Annotated in this window: 13 protein-coding genes; 4 read left to right on the forward strand and 9 right to left on the reverse strand. The window is 69.6% G+C overall.

Annotation, left to right across the window (positions count from 1 at the left end; translation table 11 throughout):
- Positions 1-402: 402 nt before the first annotated feature.
- The 5 genes from PV364_RS17450 to PV364_RS17470 form a co-directional block, all read right to left on the reverse strand.
- Entirely contained in the window at positions 403-1173 is a 771-nt protein-coding gene (locus PV364_RS17450) for an IclR family transcriptional regulator (protein ID WP_319660930.1), read from the reverse strand.
- A gap of 503 nt (positions 1174-1676) precedes the next feature.
- Positions 1677-3746: a SpoIIE family protein phosphatase gene (locus PV364_RS17455; protein WP_319660931.1), complete on the reverse strand. Its 2070-nt coding sequence runs from the start codon at positions 3744-3746 to the stop codon at positions 1677-1679.
- Between the two features lie 640 nt (positions 3747-4386).
- Positions 4387-5409 (reverse strand): NADP-dependent oxidoreductase, encoded by a 1023-nt coding sequence (locus PV364_RS17460; RefSeq protein WP_319660932.1) that lies wholly within the window; start codon positions 5407-5409, stop codon positions 4387-4389.
- A 19-nt stretch (positions 5410-5428) separates the two neighbouring features.
- Entirely contained in the window at positions 5429-6532 is a 1104-nt protein-coding gene (locus PV364_RS17465; RefSeq protein WP_319660933.1) for a Gfo/Idh/MocA family oxidoreductase, read from the reverse strand.
- 79 nt (positions 6533-6611) lie between these two features.
- Positions 6612-7226 carry a nuclear transport factor 2 family protein gene (locus PV364_RS17470; RefSeq protein WP_319660934.1) on the reverse strand — a complete coding sequence of 205 codons (615 nt, stop codon included), beginning with the start codon at positions 7224-7226 and terminating at the stop codon, positions 6612-6614.
- A gap of 191 nt (positions 7227-7417) precedes the next feature.
- Between PV364_RS17470 and PV364_RS17475 the strand changes: the two genes are divergently transcribed.
- Positions 7418-7999, forward strand: coding sequence for a helix-turn-helix domain-containing protein (locus tag PV364_RS17475; RefSeq protein ID WP_319660935.1), 582 nt, complete (start codon positions 7418-7420; stop codon positions 7997-7999).
- A 544-nt stretch (positions 8000-8543) separates the two neighbouring features.
- Here the strand turns inward: PV364_RS17475 and PV364_RS17485 are convergent.
- Positions 8544-9014 carry a MarR family winged helix-turn-helix transcriptional regulator gene (locus PV364_RS17485; protein ID WP_319660936.1) on the reverse strand — a complete coding sequence of 157 codons (471 nt, stop codon included), beginning with the start codon at positions 9012-9014 and terminating at the stop codon, positions 8544-8546.
- Between the two features lie 179 nt (positions 9015-9193).
- Here PV364_RS17485 and PV364_RS17490 point away from each other — a divergent pair, with 179 nt between their 5' ends.
- Positions 9194-9706, forward strand: a complete 513-nt coding sequence (locus tag PV364_RS17490) for a hemerythrin domain-containing protein (RefSeq protein ID WP_319660937.1) — start codon at positions 9194-9196, stop codon at positions 9704-9706.
- A 134-nt stretch (positions 9707-9840) separates the two neighbouring features.
- Entirely contained in the window at positions 9841-11370 is a 1530-nt protein-coding gene (locus tag PV364_RS17495) for an MFS transporter (protein WP_319660938.1), read from the forward strand.
- A gap of 266 nt (positions 11371-11636) precedes the next feature.
- On the opposite strand, the gene PV364_RS17500 is transcribed toward PV364_RS17495, so the two are convergent.
- On the reverse strand, positions 11637-12296 hold the full coding sequence (locus PV364_RS17500) for a response regulator transcription factor (RefSeq protein WP_319660939.1): 660 nt from the start codon (positions 12294-12296) through the stop codon (positions 11637-11639).
- On the reverse strand, positions 12293-13477 hold the full coding sequence (locus PV364_RS17505) for a sensor histidine kinase (protein WP_319660940.1): 1185 nt from the start codon (positions 13475-13477) through the stop codon (positions 12293-12295). Before PV364_RS17505 ends, PV364_RS17500 begins: the two co-directional genes overlap by 4 nt.
- Positions 13478-13686: 209 nt before the next feature.
- On the opposite strand from PV364_RS17505, the gene PV364_RS17510 reads away from it, so the two are divergent.
- Entirely contained in the window at positions 13687-14295 is a 609-nt protein-coding gene (locus PV364_RS17510) for a DUF308 domain-containing protein (RefSeq protein ID WP_319660941.1), read from the forward strand.
- Between the two features lie 156 nt (positions 14296-14451).
- On the opposite strand, the gene PV364_RS17515 is transcribed toward PV364_RS17510, so the two are convergent.
- Positions 14452-14736 (reverse strand): DUF3040 domain-containing protein, encoded by a 285-nt coding sequence (locus PV364_RS17515; protein ID WP_319660942.1) that lies wholly within the window; start codon positions 14734-14736, stop codon positions 14452-14454.
- Positions 14737-14845 lie beyond the last annotated feature (109 nt).

A 14845-nucleotide genomic window follows, 5' to 3' on the forward strand; every position in this document is an offset into this window, starting at 1 on the left:
TGAACGCCCACTGCCGGGGTTTCGTGCCGGGCGCGGGCAGGGTGCCGGGCTCCTCACGGGGCTCTCCGTGCTCGGCGCGTGTGGGGGTCGCCGGCCTGTTCGCCACGCGACACGTCCTCGGTAGTCATGGAGCAGATCGACGCCGATCCCGATCGGCCGGCCAGCCTGCTTGCGTGATGAGGCCCGGATCGGTCGGTGGCGGGCTCCTCCCGCGCTCCCCCGGTCACGGTCCGGGGCAGTCGACCGAGGAGCCCGAGAACCGGCTGGACGCGTCGGCCGATCGGCACGGCCGGTGTGTGGGGAGAGTGCCGACGACCGCGGCACGGGCGAGCGGGTCCGTCCGGTCGGGCAGGGTGTCCGCGGTGCGCAGAGGGCATCCGCGCCCCTCGCCTCTCAGCAGGTTCATCCGCACGCCGCCAGATAACGCGACATGCCGATGGCAGAATCCACCACTCGGCGGGCGAGTCCGTCAACCCGGTCGGTGGTCCATCTCCGTGTCTCTCCTCCGAGTGTCACAGCGGCCATGACGGTGCCGTCCGCGGCAAATACAGGAGCGGCCAGGGTGCTCATGCCGTGACTTCGTCCTTCGTCGACGAAAGTCCAGCCGCGCCGGCGAAGCTGCTCCAGGTGGCCATCCGGGGTTTCTGGTTCGACGCCCGACGACGGGAAGGAAGCGAATCCGTCGCCCCGGGCGATCCTCAGGGCATTCAGGTCGTGGGCCATGAACACATGGCCCGCGGCACTACCACGCAAAGGCTGCACGCGGCCTACGTGCCCGGGGCAGGGAAGCGCGTGAAGTGAATGCGCCCAGAACAGGGTCACGTGGTGGCCGTCCTGGCGGATCTGCAGACCGCAGCATTCGCCGGTCCGGTCCCGCAGGGCCGGCAGCAAGGACCTGGCCGCTTCCAGGAGGCCCGAGGCCCCGTCGGCCGAAGCTCCCCACTGGATCATGCGCAGCCCGACGCTGTAGAAGGAGCCGTCACGCTGCAGCAAGTGCCGGTCAGCCAGTTCCGGCAACAACTCCATCACGGTCGACGACGGCACGTCGGCCAGGCGGACGATGTCCGACACGTGCAGGTGCGGCGTTTCCACCGAGAAACAGTCCAATATGCGTGACGATGCCTGGAGGACTTGCGCGGCAACGTTTTCGGCTGGTGTCTCAAATGCCGTCACAGTTGCCTCCTACGGGTCACACCCGCCCTGCCCGGTGGCTGAAGTCAGTCCATATCGGAGAGTGTCCCGACGTTGTTTCCATCCAGGTGATCGCCGCCCTCACGGGAGCGCGGCTCATGGAGATATTCCGCCGTCTTTCCGCGACGGGCATGCGAGGCCTCTCCCTTTCCGGATCGCCATGAGCCCCTGTGGTCATGTGCCGACACGGAATCTCCGATCCGGGTCCTGTTCGAAGCCCGAGCCCGGTGATCGCCGTGATGGTGGTGAGCGTACGCATCGACACGCGGCGGAGCATGAGTAACATGACCTGTTTTTCCTTGGCGCTGCCCCGGTCATCCCGCTCGGCGAAACCGGTTGCCGTCGCCCTGCCGCTTCGCCGAACGGTGGAAGCGGCCGGCGTCGGCGGGGTCCAGGCTCATGACGGGCCACGTGGACGCACTCCAGTGCCGCGGCCTCATCGCGGACGGCTCCGCGTATGCGCGCGTTCGCGTCCACGCCCGGCATCAGGCCGGATCACCGGAGATGACGAGGGTGCGCGCCAGCAACAGGGCGATGTCGTCGTCGGAGGGCGTCCTGGCCACGACTGTTTCGATGACCGCCGAGCAGAGACTGTCGAGGTCCGGGGCCGGAAAGGCGAGAGCGCCGCGCAGTCGTTCAAGTCCTTGGTCGATGTCGGAGCCGCGGCGCTCGATCAGGCCGTCGGTGTACAGGGCGATCAGGCTGCCCTCCGCCAGTTCCGTGTCGAGCGATTCGTAGGCGCCCAGCCCCAGTCCGATCGGCGCACCGGCGGGGACATCGGCAAAGGCGACATCACCGCCTGGCGAGACGATCGCGGGCGGCGGATGTCCCGCACTGGCGATGGTGCAGTGCCGGGTGCACGGATCGTAGACCGCGTAGACGCAGGTGGCGCCCATGACAGGTGACGTGAACCCGGTGTCGTCGGGGTGGTCCTTGGTCATGTCTACGACGAGTCGGTCCAGGCCGGCCAGTACCTCAGGAGGTGACAGCGCCCCGTCGGCCAGAGTCCGGACGACCGTCCGCAGCCGTCCCATCGTGGCCGCCGCGTTGAGGCCGTGGCCGACGACATCACCGACCACCAGGGCCACTCGCGCGCCGGTCAGCGGAATCACGTCGAACCAGTCGCCGCCGACGCCGCCGTGGGTGTCCGCCGGCAGGTAGCGCGAGGCGACCTCGACGGCGCTACCGCCCCACAGCTGATCCGGGAGCAGCTCACGCTGCAGGGTGAGGGCGGCCGCTCGTTCCCGGCTGTAGCGGCGCGCGTTGTCCAGGCTCAGCGAGGCCCGGTCGGCCAGCCCCTCGGCGAGGAGCAGGTCGCCCCTGGTGAAGGGGGAAGGGTTCTCCGTGCGGACGAAAACAGCGATCCCCAGCATCGTTCCGCGCGCATGGAGCGGAACGATCATCAAGGTGTGCATCCGCGTCTGCCGTATGACCCGGGCCCGGGTCGGGTCGTCGTCGAGCCATGTGCCCGGGGAAGTGTCGAGCCGCGGCTCGAAGTACGGCTTGCGGGAATGGAGGACAGTGGTGAACGGTGATGACGGGGGGACGAATACGGGAGTCCCGATCTCCGCGAGAGACTCCGGGAAATCGGGGTGGATCGAAGCCGCTCCGGCTCGGCGGAAAACGGGGATGCTGGTGTCCGTGGAGTTGAGGCGTTCCAGCGGCTCCTCCCCGAGGGGCACCACGTCGGCCAGATCGACGGTCACATAATCGGCGATTCCGGGCACGGATGCATCTGCCAATTCCTGAGCCGTTTTCATTACGTCAAGCGTGGTTCCAATGCGGGTTCCCGCGTTGCTCAGCATGTTGAGTCGCCCGCGCGCTCTGCTCTTCGTGACATTGACAGCCATGGTGCAGATGCCCACCGCTTCGCCGTCCGCGTCGTCGAGGCGGAATATGGAGACCGAGTAGACGCGTGCCTCTTTCTCCCGTGTCGCAGGCCTCCACAACTCGTGATCGAGTACCGGAACCCCTCTTTCCAGGACGCTGCGCATGACAGCCTGGAGAAACATGGGGTTGTCCGTGGCCAACAACTCGGCAACGTGGCGTCCGACTTCCGGCCCGAACCGGAACGGGCTCTCCCGTTCGCCGCTGTCGTTGAACCAGGTACATCGCAGGTCCCGGTCCCAGACGACCATGCCGATCGGCGAACGCTCCATGAGCGCTGTCAGAACCGACGGGTCAGGACGTGTCGGTGCCGGGGGCACGGCTGAACCCGCCGACCACACGAACAGCTTTTCTTCGCTGTGGGCGAGGTGCACGGGGACGGCCCGAAAATCCGTCAAGGCTGTACGGCCGTCGCGGCACCTGATCTCCACCGTCCCGGACCAGGGACGGCCGGATGCCAGCTGACAGAGGCAGTCCGAGTCGGCGGGAGCTGCCAGAAGTCGTCTGGCGGGATGGTTCAACACCTCTGCTCCCTGGTAGCCCCAGAGGCGTCGACCGGCCTCGGTCCACGCGATCACCGTCAGATCGGCATTGACCACGGCCACTACATCGACCGGTTGGAAGACCCTTTTCGCACCCGGCGGGGCCACGGGCTGATGAGCGGACATGTATCGACACCTGCCCGTCGGTTTCGTAGCTCCTTCCATGCTTCCACAGCTCCTACGGCTGGGTATCCGCCGTAGGTCCGGCGCCCGGGTACTGCTCCGGCCTCGCGGGCCATGCCTGGCAGGACCCGGCCTCCACATCCGGAGCGACGCCACCAGGGCGCTCCGTCACCGGTCAGGGATGGGTGCCTCCCGCCCCTCCCCCGGCCACTCGGGACGGACTCGATGGGTGCCCGTCGTACCGAGGCCTGCCCCAGCCTGGAGGGGGTCGGCGGTCGGCGGTTCGGGGGCCGTGTCGCAGCACTGACCCAGGACTCGCTCTCTGGGGGCGGACGTGGCGCCGTCCCGGTGCCGGTGCCGGTGCCGCGGCCGTGCCGCTTCGAGAACGCCCTGCCCGGGGCGTGCGGTCACGAGAACCCCGGCGCATGTGGCGGCTCCACCGAGTGCCCAGCACAGGGCGCTGGCGACGGGGTCGATGGTGAAGGCCCGTTTGCGGCGGCCAGTAGGTTCGCCCAGGCGATTTCCGAAGGTGAGCAGACCGCCGCAAGGCAGGCCGGCGCAGTGTCGTGATCACGCTGTCGAGGAACACCATCAGCCGGGCGACGGAGATCGACAACAGCGCGCCCACTGCGCGCAGGGCGGTTCAGAACTCCAGGACGATCCGTCCCCGGACGCCGCCCGCCTCCATCAGGCGGTGTGCTTCAGCAGCACGATCGGCGGGGAATGCGGCGGCGACGCGCAGGGTGAGACCGCCCGCCTCGACCTGGGAGCGCAGAGCGTCCAGCCGGCTTCGGTCGCCCATGTATTCCGGGACGTAGGCCGGAAGCTTCCGCAAGGAACGGCGGCGCAGCTCATCAGGGCCGATCGCTTGGGAACCTTCACCGAGCAGCGTGACGATGACGCCGCCGTCGCGGACCGCCGGGGCCATTGCCGCGGATCCGACGGCAGCGGCGTCCACCACGCCATCCACTCCACCCGGCACGGTGCTGAGGATCCGCTGGGCGGCGCCGGCTCCCCGGGGCACCACGGTGTCTGCTCCCAGTGAACGCACCAGTTGCTCGTCGGCCGGCGCAGCGACGGCGACCACAACCCAGCCGGCGGCCCGGGCCATCTGGGTGGCGAACCCGCCGACCACGCCCGCCGCGCCGGTGACCGCGAGCGTCTGTCCTGCGGACAGTCCGGCGAGGTCGAGTGCGAGTTGCGCGGTCAGGCCGTTCATCGGCAGGGTCGCCGCTTCGGCGTGGGTCGTCCCGGCGGGAGCGGGTGCGACCGCATGCACGGGCAGGGCCAGGTACTGCGCGTAGGCACCGCCGCCGGGCAGCGTCGGGTTCGACGCCGCCATGACCCGGTCCCCGACGCGCAGATCGGTGACCGTGCCGGGGCCGATTTCGTCGATCACCCCGGCTGCCTCCATGCCCGGCACGTAGGGGGGTGCCGGGGATGTCGGGCCGAGGGCGCCGTTGCGCAGATACCGGTCGCCCGGGTTCACCGACGCGGCGCGCACCCGGATGCGCACCTGACCAGGTCCGGCATGCGGTGCGGGCACGTCGAAGACCCGCAGAGCCTCCGGCCCCCCGAACCGGGACACCCCTACCACCTTCATGTTCACTCCCATTTTTGACCGATCGTTACATATTTTGGACAGGGTGATGCCGGTCAGACGCACTGGTCCGGACGTGCGCCGGTCAGCCAAGAGTCTGGGCCGTCCGTTCGGCGGAGGCGCTCTCAATGGCCCGCAGGAGCCGGTGACGTGCATGGGCGTGAGTGAAGTCCGGCACGGTGTGCGTACCGTCACGCAGGTCCCTGGCCAGGTTGGTGTACAGGGCGGCGACGTTCCGTGCCGGGCCGGTGAGGCCTGCGGGGATGTCGGCGGCGTACTCGGCGGGCACCTCGACCGGGGCAACGGTCGTGTCCGTCCCGAAACCGGCCTGGAGCGCCAGCTCGGCGACCTGGATGTTGCCCCAGGGAGCGGTCAGGACGATGTCCCCGTCGGTGCCGTTGATCTCCCAGCGGAAGTTGTCGCCGCGGGAGGTTCCGCCGCGGTAGAAGACCGAGGCCGCGGCTCCGCCTTCGAGCGTGCCGACCAGCGAGATCTGGTCCGCGGCCGTCACGGGTACGACCTTGTTGTCGTCGTCGGTCACCGTGACCGACGTCCGGCCCAGGACGAGGTTGGCCGACACGTGGTCGAACTCGCCGAGCGTGACGTTGAGCGCGTCCACGGCGTGCAGGGCCGCGCCGGTCAGCGGGGTGGCGCCCTGCGTCCGGTCGTACCAGTACGCGCGTGCCGTGGTGGTCTCCGGCCCCCAGACCATGCCGGAGGCGACAAGAGTGGTGCCCATGACCCGGCCGATCCGACCGTCCGCGATCAGCTTGCGGACGTAGCGGAGTTCGGGGTGGTAGCGCCCCTGCAGGCCAATAGCGGTGCGCACGCCCGCGGCCGCGGCACGCCGGGTCAGTTCGGTGGCCTCGGCCAGATCCATGGCGAGGGGCCACTCGGCGTAGACGGTCTTGCCGGCGTCGATGGCCGCCGAGATCAACTCCCGGTGGTGCGGGACCTTCACGGCGACCACGACGACGTCCACGCCGGGATGGGCGAGGAGGTCCGTGTGGTGGTCGAAGGCGGCCTCGACCCCGAACTCCTCGGCGGCGGCCTCCGCTGACGCGCGGCGGGAGGTGCTGACGGCACGCAGTTCGAAGTCCGGATGTGCCGCGAGGGCGGGTACGTGGCTGATGGAGGCCCAGCCTCCCTGACTGCCGCCGATGATGCCGACGCCAATGGGGTGGTTCATGTTGTCACTCCTGTGGGACGCGCCGATGGAAGAGTGGTCCGACGGGGGTCGCCGGGTGGGGTGTCGGGCACCTGGGCACCTACTTCTTCGGTGCCTCGGGTGCCGGGGTCCAGTTGGGGACGGTGTCCACCCGGAAGCGGGACAGCACAGTGCTGGAGATGTACCAGTGGCCATGGATCCGCTGGTAGGTGTCGTGGTACTCGCCGTAACCGTGGAAGCCGTTCTTGTAGCTCGAGCCGGCCGGGAAGCTCACGTAGTCCTCCATCGCCCAGATCCCCGTGGCGCGGTCGCCGTTCACGGTGATCTCCGGCAGAAAGCCCTGATGGGCTGTGGGAGCGTCCCCGAGCAGTGCCGCCGTCTTCTCGGCGAGCTCCTTGCCACTGTGGTACTTCACACTGACGTCGATTGTCGGGTGGGGGGTGAAGAGCGCGGCCAGCTGCGACCACTGCTTGCTGTCGATGGAGCGGAAATAGCGCGCCTTCAGCTGGCGGATGTCCTCGATGTCGGCCAGTCGCTGCACGGTGGCCGCGTTCGAAGCGGACGGGCCCGGCGCCGGGTGATGCTGCGCGGCCGCGGGCTGGGAGGCCCAGGCCGCGGCTCCCGCGCCGCCGCCTGCCAGCAGTGCGGCCACTGCTGCCGCGCCGGCGACGCGGGAGCGCCACGGGGATCGGGTGGGCGGTGTCTGTGCGGTCATGGTCTGCTCCTTGCGGGTTCCGCGGCCCTCGGGGGACCGCGACGGGGTGCGCCGTGAGGCGCAAGGCGATGTGCCGCCTGAGGGCAGTGAACTATATATGGAACGAAAGGTCAAAATATTCTTCCCGGCACCCCGGGGCGCCCGTGAAGAAATCTGTACCGCTCGTTCCCGTCGGGTGTATGATCGCGACCATGGCACGCGTGAGGGAGTTCGACACCGAGACGGCCGTGGACGCGGCGATGAGGGCTTTCCGCCGGAAGGGCTACGAGGGCACATCGGTGCAGGACCTGGTGGACGCCACCGGCGTGGGCCGGGGCTCGCTCTATGCTGCCTTCGGCAGCAAGGAGGGCCTCTACCTCGCGGCCATGGACCGGTACCGCGAGTGCTACGCCGTACCCCTGGTCGACCTGTTGCGCGGCGGCGCGCCCGCCCGTGAACTCCTGCGCGAGGTCTTGGTGGCGACCGTGGACGGGGTCGTGCGCGACGGCAGCCGGCAGTCCTGTCTGATCGTCGGCGCCACCACCGAGCGGGTCGCCCACGACGCCAGGGTGGCCGCACACGTGCGCGCAACGACGTCCTCCATCGAGGACGCCCTCCGCGACGTCATCGCGGAGGCACAGGAAAGCGGTCAGCTGCCCAGCGCCCGCGACCCCCGCGACCTGGCCAGGTTCCTCATGGTGACGATGCAGGGATTGAAGGTGATGGGCGCCGTCAATCCGGACCGGGCCTCGCTGATGGCGGCCGCGGAGGCCGCCCTCGCCGCACTCGACTGAAACGGTGACCGACGCGGCGTCCGCCGCCTCCTGCACCCCGTCGACGGGCGGGACTCCACCGAGGTGCCCTCCGAACGCGCGTCAACGACCACGACCTTCCCGGACGGAACATCCAGCCGGGTCCCGTAGTCCACGAAAATCCCCGCCAGTTGTGCCAGGCCATGGCGGCGCAGCCCCGCGGTACGCCGGTGCCCTCCTTCAGGCAGCCCGGCCGTCTCCGGAGGTACCGTGCCGCATCAACGACGCACTGCGCTGCCGAAGTCCACGGTCATAGTCCCGCGTCTCCCGGCGAGTCGCTCACAAGACACGCAGTCACACGACAGTGGGAGATGACAGCGGGACGCGTCCCACCCCGCCCTCGGCGCGGTCGTGAGGTGGATCCGCCGGTCGGGAGTCCTGATGACCGCTTGGCGTGCCGTCCGGAGCCGCCTCACCGGCCCCAGACATCCTGCAGGTGCCGGCCAAGCAGCCGTGGCGGACAGCAGGCGTCACCGCCTACCCAGGCTGTGGCACGCCGGCGACCGCGTCGCGACGAGGTGACCGGCTACTGGGAGATGTTGAGCTCCGCGGCCACCTGGCAGGCGTGGGCGACGGGATCCTCCGCGTTCACATGACTCGCGACCGCGCACAGCATCGCGCGGAACTGGTCGCGCACCCCCTCCGGCAAGACGCCGAGAAGCTGATCCTCGACCCCGCGAACCCGACCGCGCAGCTCCTCCCATCGCCGGGCACCGTGCTCGGTGGCGACAATGCGCCGACTCCTGCGGTCGGCGGGGTCCGGCCTGCGCTCGACCAGGTCGGCCCGTTCCATGTCGTCCAGGAGATAGGTCATGACGGTCCGATCGACGCCGAGACGTTCGGCCAGCAGCCGCTGGCCGTTGGCCTCGCCCCGCACGGCGGCCATGAGCACCAGATACCCGCGCGAGCCCCCGGGGACTTCGGCCGCGGCGGCCTCGACCGCCTTCGCGTAGGCGCGGAACACCACGCCGACGGCCAGTCCGAAGTCCTCCTCCAAGCGGGGAGCCTCGGCTCCCGGCCCCGTTGCACCGCCGCTGCCCAGTGAAATCACGGGACCACTGTAGTTCACCTCGGCAAGACATATCTTCTGCTTGACAGACGATCTGTCTTACATAAGATCTCCTCGGGATCTTTTGTCGAGCGCAGTGCTCTCAGGACGGTGAAAGGTGGAGGTCCATGCCCCGGATCGCAGACCCCGAGCACACCGTGCTCTCCGAGCTGAAGTGGGTCCACGAGCATCTCCGTCGTGACCTGCGCGCGTGCAGGGAACTGGCCGCGGACGTGTCCGCGGGCGCCCCGGCCGCGGAGGTGCAGGCACGCGTGCACGACCTGCGGACGCGGGGGCCGCTGTTCCAGCTGAAGGTGAACTGCCTGCAGGCCTGCACCTTCGTCCACCGCCACCACGCCCTGGAGAGCGCGAGCCTGTTCCCGGCGGTTCGCAGCCGGGCGCCGGGCATGAACCCGGTCGTCGACAAGCTGGAGGCCGACCACCGAAGCGTCTCCGGCCTGGCCGACGCCGTGGAGGCGGCCGCCCACGCGCTGACGCACGGAGGCGAGACGGCCGAGGAACGCACCCGTCTCGCCGATGCCCTCGACAGGCTCTCGGAATTCCTGCTGGCGCACCTCGCCTACGAGGAGACCTCGCTCGCCCCGCTGCTGAGCCAGTGGCAGGGAATTCCTTACCCCTGACGGCAGCCGGCCTGCGCCCACCGCGACCGCTTCGTCACCGTAGGCAGCCGGGCCCGCCCAGCCGTCGACGCCGTCCCGGCGTCCTCGCGTACCGGAACCCTCGGCACGCGTTCCCTGAACAATGGAGAAATGACGTGACTGCGCACACCGCAGACGCTCCCGCCGTGACCCGGCCGAACGACAGCAAACGCTGGATCATCCTGGCGCTCACCTTGATCGCCCAGTTCATGGTGACCCTCGACGCGACGATCGTGACCGTGGCTCTGCCCTCGATCCAGACGGACCTGGGCTTCGCGACCCAACTCGACCTGCAATGGGTCATCAACGCATACGTGCTGTTCTTTGGCGGCTTCCTGCTCCTTGGCGGCCGCGCCGGAGACCTCTTCGGACGACAGCGCCTCTTCCTGTCCGGACTGGCTCTGTTCACTGGGGCCTCACTGGTCAACGGCCTCGCCAACGACACCTCCATACTGGTCGCCGGCCGCGGAGTCCAGGGATTCGGCGCCGCCCTGGTCTCCCCGGCGGTCCTGTCGATCATCATCGTGACGTTCCCGAACACCGCAGAACGAGTCAAGGCGCTCGGCCTCTTCACCGCCGTGACCGCCGGCGGCTCCGCCGCCGGCATGCTCTTCGGCGGTGTGCTCACCGACTACGCGTCCTGGCGGTGGATCTTCCTGGTCAACATCCCGATCGGCCTCGTCGGCATCGTCGGAGCACTGCGCACCATCCCCAACACACGGGCCGCACAGGGAAGTCTGCGCCACATGGACCTGCCGGGTGCCGTCAGTGTGACCGGCGGCCTGACCGTCCTTGTCTACGCGATCGTCAACGCCCAGAGCTGGGGATGGGGATCGGCCCGATTCATATGGCTGGTCGCGGTCGCCGTCGCACTGCTCACCGCCTTCGTCGTGATCGAGCTGCGCACCAGCCACCCGCTGATCCGCCTCGGCATCTTCACCAAGCGCACGATCTCCGTCGGCAACGCCACCATGCTCACCTTCTCCGGCGGCCTCTTCGTGATGATGTTCTTCCCGACGCTCTACCTCGCCGCGAACCTCGGCTACAGCCCCATCAAGATCGGCCTGGCCTTCCTGCCCTGGCCCGTCGCCATGGCGGCCGCCGGCACCCTCGGACAGAAGCTGATCGGCAGAACGGGACCGCGACTGCTGCTCGTGACCGGCCTCCTGTTCGTCGCCGCCGGACTGCTGACCTACCTCCGGCTCCCGGTCCACGGCGCCTACGCCACCGACGTCCTGCCCGGCCTCCTCCTCACCGCCATCGGCGCGGGGCTGGTGTTCACCCCGGTCTTCATTGTCGCCACCACCGGCGTCGCCGCCGAGGAAAGCGGCCTGGCCTCCGGAGTCATCAACACCTCGCAGCAGCTCGGAGCGGCCCTGGGTCTTGCGGTCATCAGCACCCTGGCCACCAGCCACACCACCCACCTGCTCTCCGGCGCCGGCGACCGGCCCACTGCTGCCGAGCGGTCGTCCGCCCTGGTCGAAGGATTCCAGCGCGGATTCACCGTGGCGGCCGCCATTCTCGCCGTCAGCGTCCTCATCGCCGCATTCGGCCTGCGCAAGCGCGACTTCGGCCAGGAGCCCGGAGCCGGAAACACAGACGGTGCCGAAGAAGCGCGGGAGAGGGTCCCGTCTGCCGCCGGCTGACCACCTCACCGTCCGTGGTCCCAGTACCGGACACGCCATCACGCCGGGGCGACTGGTACTCCTGCCCCCAGCAGCAGAAGTTCTGGACCCCCGGATCGACGTGAAGGACATCAGTGGCGACCGCAGAACCGCAAAGGCACGCCCCCGGACCACGGGGGCGTGCCGCGTCGTCCCCGCCCTCATCCGTCGGACCTGGTCCCACGGAGCGGCCGCGTCGCCGGCCGCCGGTCGGGGACGTCGGCCGGCCGGCTGATGACGCGCCCGGCTCAGGGGTAGAGGCCGGCCCGGAAGGCGAACGAGACGAGCTGCGCCCGATCACGTGCGCCCACCTTCGTCATGGCCCGCACCGCGTGCGTCTTCACGGTGAACGGCGACACGGACATCTGGGCCGCGATCTCGTCGTTGCCGAGACCGCTCGCGACGAGAACGACCACGTCCCGCTCCCTGGGTGTCAGAGCGCCGAAGCGTCGCAGCAGCTCCTGGTCGATGACCGGGGGCGGCCTGTCGGTCATGTGACCGATGAGCGCGGCCGTCGCGGCGGCCGACAGCGCACCGCCGCCGCCCACGACCTCGGTGATTCCGGCGACGAGTTCAGCGGGGCTCACGGTCTTGCTCAGGAATCCGTTGGCGCCCGCGCGCAGGGCGGCGAGAACGATGTCGTCCTGGTCGAAGGTGGTCAGCACGATCACCCGCGTCTTTTCGGGTGGATGCTCCGCGCGGATCCGGCGGGTGGCTTCGACACCGTCGATGCCGGGCATCCGGATGTCCATCAGGACCAGGTCGACGGGGTGCTCCCGGAGGAAGGGGACGGCCTGGAGCCCGTCGGAGAGATCACCCACGACGACGAGACCCGGGTCGAGCCGGAGCATCGCCCGGATTCCGGCCCTGATGTCGTCCTGGTCGTCGACGATCAGAATCCGCGTCATCGGACGACGGCTCCCAGGGGGCTGAACTCCGCGTGGACCCGGAATCGCCCGTCGTGGCTGTCGATCGTCAGCCGCCCGCTGGAGGACTCGACGCGTTCGCGCATCCCCACGAGTCCGAGCCCGCTGCCCGAGTCGGAGCCGCGGGGTGAGGAACCGACGCGGTTCTCCACGGTGACGCAGATCCTGCCCTCGTGCTCGCGCACATCCACCGACGCCGTCCCCTCTCCGTGCCGGTAGGCGTTCGTGAGCGCTTCCTGAACGACCCGGTAGACGGTCACGCCGACGCTGGGCTCCACGAAGCCGGCGGGGATGTCGATGGAGGGCCGGATGTCGAGGCCGATGCTCTCGAAAGAGGCGATGAGTCCTTCCAGGCCGCTGAGCGCCGGGGTCGGCCGGAGTGCCTCGTCGTCGGAGACGTCGTCCCCGAGCCGGAGGAGCGCGAGGATGCGCTGCGTTTCGACGACGACGGTGCGGGCGCTGGACCTCGCCGAGACGAGGGCCTGCCGGGAGGACTCGGCGTCTTCGGGCAGTCCGATTTCCGCCGCACCGAGGTGCAGGCTCAGCATCGCGACCTGGTGGCCGATGACGTCGTGGAGGTCCCGGGCGATGCGGAGCCGTTCCTCGGTCACGCGTCGGGTGGCCTCGATCTCGCGGGTGGCAATGGCGCTTTCGGCCCGTTCCTCCAGGGTCCACCAGTGGTCGCGATGGATGCGGAGCGCGGCCCCCGTCGCACCTCCTGCCACAGCCGAGAAGACGGCGGCGGCTCCCACGACCGCGCCGCCGCGGAATCCTCCGAGCGTCATGAACGCCCCGAGGAAGAACGCCGCCACGATGGCGGTTCCGGCCAGCGGCTGCTTTCCCCTGAGGGTGACCGAGAACAGCACGAGCACTGCCATCATCCACACCGACAGGGGGTCGTCGCCCACCGCTGTGACGGCGAAGGACGCCGCGCTCGTCACGACCAGTCCCGCCCACGGCCGCCACCACGAGAGGGCGACGCCGATGCCGGCGAGGAGCACGGACAGGGCCGTCGGCCAGTCCGAACCTCGCAGGATCACCGCCACGATCTGACCGGTGAACACCAGAGCCGCCAGCGCGTAGGCGACTCGGTGCAGCACCTCGGGGCGGCGGACCCACAGCGGTGCCGCGAGCCCGTCCTGAGTGTTCTGCGCCTTGCCCATGAGCCGATTCTCGTTCACGTGTGCGGCGGTCGTGTACTTCGAACGAAGTAGACCGCGCGGCTGCTCCGGTCGATCGGGACGGCGGAGCACAGGCCGTCGAAGCGGACGGCAGAACTACTTCGTTCGAAGTACGCGGCGCCAGCCGAGGCCGCTGAGACTCGTCATCGAGGCGACCGCCTCACACCGTCGCGATCACCCCGGGACACCCGATGACTCAGACCACCGCAACTTCCACCGCTTCCACCACTTCGACCCCGGGCGCGACGACGCCTTCCGGGCTCCGATCGCTCCACCTGATCCGGGTCGTCTTCTCCCTGATCTGGGTGGCACTCGTCCTCACGACCTCCGGCTCGCTCGTGTCGGCGGACAGCCCCACAGGGATCGCGGCCGTGCTGCTCGTCGTCTATCCCCTGTGGGACGCCGCCGCCACACTCCTCGAACGTCGTCTGGCCGGCACCGGCTCCGCGGACCGCGTCAGTACCGTCAACCTGGGTCTCGGCCTGGCCACCACCGCCGTAATGATCATCGCCGTGTTCTCCACCATCGGCGCGGCCCTTGTCGTGTTCGGCGTCTGGGCCCTCCTTTCCGGAGCCATCCAGCTCGTCGTGGCGATCCGCCGCCGGCGCACCGTCGGCGCCCAGTGGCCCATGGTGATCAGCGGTGGACAGTCCGTACTCGCCGGCGCCACCATCGCTGCCACGTCCGCCTCGGCGACGAGCAGCCTGTCCACCGTCGCCGGATACTCGGCCTTCGGTGCCTTCTGGTTCCTTGTCTCCGTCATCGCCCTCGGCATCCGCAGCCGACGCGGGAAGCGCTGACCACCGCCGAAGCGACCACCACCTCTCCCAGAGGCGTATCGAGGTGTCGGACCGGCGCCGGCAACCGCTTCGCCCGCGCCGGGGCGGCGGGCTCCTGGTGGCCGCAGCAGCGGTACCACCCGTGATCGTTGCCGGGAGGGCGTGCCCTGGGGCGTGTCACGGGAGGTCGGGGCGGTCCGGGTCGTGTGGCGAGGTGACCAGATACGTCGCTATGCCGGCGCCGACCAGGCCCGACGCGAGAAGCAGCCCCTGGGGAAGGGTCATGCCGACGATCAGCATGGCCACGGAGAGCGCGAACAGCGTCCAGGCGGGGCCGCGGCGGCACCGGTACTCGCGCGGCCGGCGCGGGCGCCCCGTTCGCAGGCCCCGGGCGAACTGAGGGTCGCTTCGCCGTGTCTGCGCATCGAGGGCGTGCAGCGGGTCGGTCTCGGGCTGTGTCATGACCACTCCTTCCGGAGGCAGCACCTCGGGGGTCCATGCCACCGTCACACACAGCCGTGCGACGTCACCATCGGGTCCGACACCCATGTGTGCGGGTGCCCGACACCCA

Origin of the sequence: Streptomyces sp. MI02-7b (assembly GCF_033793585.1) — a bacterium.
Classification (GTDB): Bacteria; Actinomycetota; Actinomycetes; order Streptomycetales; family Streptomycetaceae; genus Actinacidiphila.

Excerpts from the sequence above, each read along its gene's own strand:
- PV364_RS17455 (WP_319660931.1), bottom strand. The coding sequence starts at position 3,746 with ATGTCCGCTCATCAGCCCGTGGCCCCGCCGGGTGCGAAAAGGGTCTTC.
- PV364_RS17465 (WP_319660933.1), bottom strand. The coding sequence starts at position 6,532 with ATGAACCACCCCATTGGCGTCGGCATCATCGGCGGCAGTCAGGGAGGC.
- PV364_RS17470 (WP_319660934.1), bottom strand. The coding sequence starts at position 7,226 with ATGACCGCACAGACACCGCCCACCCGATCCCCGTGGCGCTCCCGCGTC.
- PV364_RS17475 (WP_319660935.1), top strand. The coding sequence starts at position 7,418 with ATGGCACGCGTGAGGGAGTTCGACACCGAGACGGCCGTGGACGCGGCG.
- PV364_RS17490 (WP_319660937.1), top strand. The coding sequence starts at position 9,194 with ATGCCCCGGATCGCAGACCCCGAGCACACCGTGCTCTCCGAGCTGAAG.
- PV364_RS17500 (WP_319660939.1), bottom strand. The coding sequence starts at position 12,296 with ATGACGCGGATTCTGATCGTCGACGACCAGGACGACATCAGGGCCGGA.
- PV364_RS17505 (WP_319660940.1), bottom strand. The coding sequence starts at position 13,477 with ATGGGCAAGGCGCAGAACACTCAGGACGGGCTCGCGGCACCGCTGTGG.
- PV364_RS17510 (WP_319660941.1), top strand. The coding sequence starts at position 13,687 with ATGACTCAGACCACCGCAACTTCCACCGCTTCCACCACTTCGACCCCG.
- PV364_RS17515 (WP_319660942.1), bottom strand. The coding sequence starts at position 14,736 with ATGACACAGCCCGAGACCGACCCGCTGCACGCCCTCGATGCGCAGACA.